Origin of the sequence: Rhodanobacter thiooxydans LCS2 (assembly GCF_000264375.1) — a bacterium.
Lineage (GTDB): Bacteria > Pseudomonadota > Gammaproteobacteria > Xanthomonadales > Rhodanobacteraceae > Rhodanobacter > Rhodanobacter thiooxydans.
On sequence record NZ_AJXW01000141.1, the window covers coordinates 1 to 464 of the forward strand.

Genomic DNA, 464 nt, shown 5'->3' on the forward strand with positions numbered 1-464 from the left:
GCGGCCGACTGGGTTTTCAACATCGCATTCGCATAGCTGCGCCGTTGTTCGCCGTGCTCGCGCAGCACGGCGGCATCGCAGGCCAGTTCCTGGTCGTGGCGCAGCGCGGCCAGCGCCCACCACGCCAGCGGGTGGAACCAGCACAGCGCGGCAAGGACGCGCGCCAGCAGGCACCACCAGCCGTCGCCGCGGCGGGCATGCGCGGTCTCATGGGCGAGGATCAGCGCGCGTTCGCCAGCATCGTAGCGCTGCTCGAAATCCGCCGGCAGCACGATGCGCGCGCGCCAGGCACCGATCAGGGCGGGGCCGACATCCGGGCCGGGCGCGCGCAGCACCGGCCAGCGGGACTGCGCATCGGCAACGCGCGTGGCGCCACGCAGCCGCAGGCGGTAACGCGCCTGCGCGAGAACGGCCTGCAACAAGCTGGCCGTGCCGCCCAACAGCCACAGCAGCATGACCCACAC

General features: G+C 72.6%; 1 protein-coding gene. It reads right to left on the reverse strand.

Going from position 1 to position 464, the window contains the following annotated elements:
• Window positions 1-464: M56 family metallopeptidase (locus UUA_RS18250; RefSeq protein WP_039954548.1), on the reverse strand; the 464-nt coding region annotated here is incomplete at both ends.